General features: G+C 62.3%; 3 protein-coding genes and 1 pseudogene. 2 read left to right on the top strand and 2 right to left on the bottom strand.

Annotation, left to right across the window (positions count from 1 at the left end; translation table 11 throughout):
* Positions 1-109: 109 nt before the first annotated feature.
* Positions 110-799, top strand: coding sequence for a response regulator transcription factor (locus ATO4_RS26500; protein WP_245308939.1), 690 nt, complete (start codon positions 110-112; stop codon positions 797-799).
* Positions 800-1,171: 372 nt separating this feature from the next.
* On the opposite strand, the gene ATO4_RS26495 is transcribed toward ATO4_RS26500, so the two are convergent.
* The gene (locus ATO4_RS26495) at positions 1,172-2,488 is read right to left on the bottom strand and encodes an IS66 family transposase (RefSeq protein WP_083595089.1); all 1,317 of its coding nucleotides are present in this window, start codon (positions 2,486-2,488) and stop codon (positions 1,172-1,174) included.
* Positions 2,489-2,541: 53 nt separating this feature from the next.
* Here ATO4_RS26495 and ATO4_RS26490 point away from each other — a divergent pair.
* A pseudogene (locus ATO4_RS26490) lies at positions 2,542-3,425 on the top strand (IS630 family transposase); the annotation flags it as partial.
* 292 nt (positions 3,426-3,717) lie between these two features.
* Here the strand turns inward: ATO4_RS26490 and ATO4_RS26480 are convergent.
* A partial coding sequence (locus tag ATO4_RS26480) for a DDE-type integrase/transposase/recombinase (protein WP_139802728.1) occupies positions 3,718-4,360 on the bottom strand: 643 nt, incomplete at its 5' end.

Here is a 4,360-nt window from a genome sequence, read left to right as displayed (position 1 = left end):
TCATTGCTGCTAGAAATCGCGGGTTCCAAGCGTTGGAGTCAAACCACTAGCTGGGAAAATCGATCCGGATTCATTATCTGCGGAGATAAAATCAAGTTTCCCTAATGCTTTGACTGTAATAATCGCGAATGATTATTCCCAAAGAAAACGAACAGAAGCCGAAAACTGTGGAGTTAACGGAATTCTTCTCACATCAATCAGCAGCGACCGTCTGCTGAAGAGCCTCGAACTGATCGCAATGGGGGAAGATGTTTTCACCGCAACGGGGCACTCGCATATATCCGCCACGTCGGAACAGAATGACCTGGGCGACGTACCGGCATTTACGAGGTTGTTGCCTGGCGTTCATCGCGAGGAGCCGCCGACTGATGCGGAGGATGGGCCTGCAGTTGACCAGCAGGCCTCGAATAATGCGGTTCAAAGTCAAAAAGATTGCAAGCTGATCAGACGCGAAGAGTTGTCTCAGCGCGAGTCCGAAATCCTAAATTATCTGATCGAAGGAAATTCTAACAAGATCATTGCCCGAAAGTGCCACATCACTGAAGCCACCGTGAAGGTTCACCTCAAATCCATATTGAGAAAGGTTCATGCGGCGAACCGCACCCAGGCCGCAGTCTGGGCCATGAACAGGATCAAGGAGAGCGAGCAGGCGAGAGCCGTGGAAAGTGGCATCGCGCGCGAAAACGACGAAGACGGTTACAGCAACGATCGCTGCGGCATCAGCTCGAGGGCTGACAAGAGATTTGTACCGCCCAGACCAATCCTGGGCACACGAGTCGAGGAGTTCAATTGCCCTTGATCGCAAGCGCCTACCGGTCGACCATCAGAGAACCGGAACCTGACCGGTCAGATTGGCTCTTACAGCGGCAAGTTCGCAGCGGACCGTCCGCGGGTTTGAAGCGTCGATGGCCGGGAGGATCCAATGCCCCGTGGGATCGGGCGTCGGCGGATGGCTGAGTTGCCCGTGGGCGATGAGCCTGATGCTGATTAGAGCGGGATGAAGTTGGCCTGAATCGGGGGTGATTCCCAACGGCTCGAAAGTTTGATTCAACATCCATGCTGGGATGGAGGCCAGCATGGATGGCGCGACCGTGTTCGATGGATCTTCGCGAGCGGGTGGTTGCGGCGGTGAGGCAGGAGGGCCAGTCGCGGAACCAAGCGGCGGACGCAATTACCCACCCCCCGGGCTTTCCGGCCTCAGTAGCCAGGCGCTGACGGTTTTAAGGATGGTCTGGAAGGTGTTGGTGCCGGGGCGGAGCCTCGCCGTGTCGACGACGGTGCGGACGTCGGCCTCGCCCTTTGCGGCCCACATGGCGCGGTAGCCGTTGGTGACCTTGCGCTGGATGACGGCCGGACGAAGCGCGCGTTCGCAGGCGTTGTTGGTCGGCTCGACGAGACCGGGATAGGCGGCGAAGGTCAGCAACTGGTCGCGTGCGCGCCAAAACTTCTGATGGCGATCACGCGCCAGATCGCAGCCGGTCGATGCGGCGAAGATCTCGGCGAGACTTCGCTCCAGGGCCCTGCGCTTGGCGGCGATGGTCGAGGCCGCGAAGGTGTCGATCCCGTCGGCCAGGGCGAAGGCGCGCCTCAGCCAGAGCCGCAGCCGCGATGGCAGCATGTCCTCGCTCGCCTCTTCCGCGTAGGCGACGTCGCGGGCGAGATGGGCGAGGCAGGTCTGATGCTTCTCGCCATGACCCTGCTGCGCCGAATAGCGATCGGAACACCACACGTCAGGCCGGTGCCCGTCCATCAGGTCGTGGACGACGACGGCGCCTCTGGTCGAGGCGGCGCGATGGATGACGGCATCGGTCGAGCGGAACACCCATTGATAGGCATTCGAGCCCTCGATCCTGACGCCGGTCTCGTCGGACGCCACGACCTTGGCCCGACGTAGGGCGGCGATGGCCCTGTCGCGCTCGCTCGCGAAGGCTATCTGCGACCGCCGCAGCATGTTCGTCAGGCCCCCCTGGCTGATCGTCAGTGCGAAGAGATCGGCAAAGGCGCCCTGCAGCCGCTCGTAGGACAGGGCCTGGAAGGTCTTCAGGTAGGTCGCGACCGCATGCAGGCGTGGCCCGAAGGGCGTGCCCCTGGCCGCGTTTGGCGCCGCTGCCGTGACCACCGTGCCGCAGGATGGGCACCGCACCGAAAGCCGCCGGTGACGCTCAACCACAGGATGGATCTCGGGAAGCTCGACCGTTTCGTGCTCACTCACGGTCTCGGCGGGCAGATCGTCGGAAAGGGCCGCCTGGCAACAAGGGCACTGACCGGGGCGATGGTCGACCAGCCGGTCGAACGTCTCGCTCATGGCGCGGGCCTTGCCCTCATGGCCCGGCTTGGCGCCGCCGGGCCGGGCCTTGTCGCGCCGCTCCTTGCGATCGCTCGCAGGCGGCTTCGACGACGTCCGCGACGTCTTCTCCGGTCGCTGCAGCCGCAGCACAAGATCGATCAGTTCGTCCTTCGACAGCCGCTGCAACTCACCGCGATCCATTCGCTCATGGATTCAGTGATCGGCACCATTGGCAAGGGGGTGGGTAATTACCGGCGGACCGCTTTGGTATTGCGATCAGCACGGCCGTCAAATGGTTGGAGCGCTATGAGACGACCGGCAGCGTTGCGCCCGGGCAGATGGGCGGGCACAGGCCGAAGACGCTTTCCGGGGACCATGCCGAGTGGCTGCGCCGACGCTGCCGCGAGAGGGCCTTCACGCTGCGCGGCCTGGTCAAGGAACTGGCCGACCAGCGCGGCCTGAAGGTCGATTATCGTTCGGTCTGGGAGTTTGTGCACGCCGAGAAGCTGTCTTTCAAAAAAAGACGCTGATCGCTGCCGAGCAGGATCGCCCTGATGTCGCCCGGCGACGTGAGCAATGGGTCAAATACCGCGATCGGATCGATCCCGGACGACTGGTCTTCATCGACGAGACCTGGACCAAGACGAACATGGCGCCGCTGCGCGGTTGGGCGCCCTGCGGTCAGCGGCTGAAGGCGAAGGTCCCATTCGGCCACTGGAACACCTCGACCTTCGTGGCCGCGCTTCGCCAAGATCGCGTCGAGGCGCCGTGGTTCATCGATGGGCCGATCAACGGCGAGCGTTTCCGGCTCTACGTCGAGAAGGTGCTCTGTCCCACGCTGAAGCCGGGGGACATCGTGATCCTGGACAATCTTGGCAGCCACAAGGGCAAGGCCGTGCGCCAAGCCATCCGAGCTGTTGGCGCTAGGCTGCTGTTTCTGCCGAAATACTCGCCCGACCTCAATCCGATCTAGCAGTTCTTCGCCAAGCTGAAGCACTTCTTGCGAGACGCCGCCAAGCGCAACCGGGACGACCTCTGCACCGCCATCGGAACCATCATCGCCGACATCCCGCCAACCGAATGCAAAAACTACTTCGCCAATTCAGGCTATGGCGAACCTAACTTCATCCCGCTCTAACGTCTTGACGCGCCGGTTCGGGCGGGCCTCACGGGAGGCGGTGTACCGGCGCAGCCCGGCAGCGGGAGCGAGCTTCAAAAGCGGGCGCGACAAGAAGGGGCGCCTGCTCCATGACGCGGTCTGCGGCATCCTCATGCATTCCAGTCTGGCCGTCACCGTGGAGGGGGTGCCGCTCGGACTGGCAGCGGTCAAGTTCAAGCCATGAAGGTGACTGTCGGGACTTCCGTGTGAGGGCGGGCATAACGGGACCGAAGGAGTGTATCGGGCAAGGATGTGAGACAACATTCTGCGCTTAAGCGGCTTGCTTGAAGTTCATGTTTTGCTCTTGTCTGATCGGCGCCGGTGGTCTTTGCCCATGGCGCCCGATGATCCACTGCTCGTTGTAGGTTCTTTGGAATTGGAGCAGGGCCTGTCGCAAATCCTCAATGGTCTCGAACCATCGGACCCAAATTAGGTTCTCCTTGAGCGTCCTGATGAACCGCTCGGCGCAGCCGTTTCCTTCCGGCGCGCGTACAAAGGCGGGAGAGCTTTCAGCGCCGAGGAACCTGATCTCGTTCTGAAAGTCGCGGCTCATGTACTGACTGCCGTGGTCGGGGCGGATTTTCAGGCCGTTGGCGGTGTTTCTGGCGAAGGCGCCGAAGGATGCACGCACCCCCTGGCGGATCGGCTCCAGGGCCTCCAAACGGGTGGCCGAGGCGCTGGCGTGGAAGCCGACGCATTCGGCGGAGCAGTGATCGACGGCGATGAAGACGGCGTCCTGACCCTCGCCGGTGGCCACGCTCGTCATGTCGGTTCCCCACATTTTGTCCACGCTGTCCGTTGTGATCCTGCCGTCATGGGCGCGCGGGCCCCGGGGTGAACCGCTTCGCTGATGGGCGAGGAGCGTGTATTGGCGCATGATGCGGAGCACGCGCTTGGGGCTGGTCCGGATGCCT

This window comes from Aurantimonas sp. 22II-16-19i (genome assembly GCF_002088275.1).
Lineage (GTDB): Bacteria > Pseudomonadota > Alphaproteobacteria > Rhizobiales > Rhizobiaceae > Jiella.
The sequence above is the reverse complement of the archived record's forward strand: the minus strand, read 5'-3'. Positions and strand labels throughout refer to the sequence as shown.

Coding starts and splice junctions, on each gene's coding strand:
- ATO4_RS26495 (WP_083595089.1), bottom strand. CDS start 2,488: ATGGATCGCGGTGAGTTGCAGCGGCTGTCGAAGGACGAACTGATCGAT.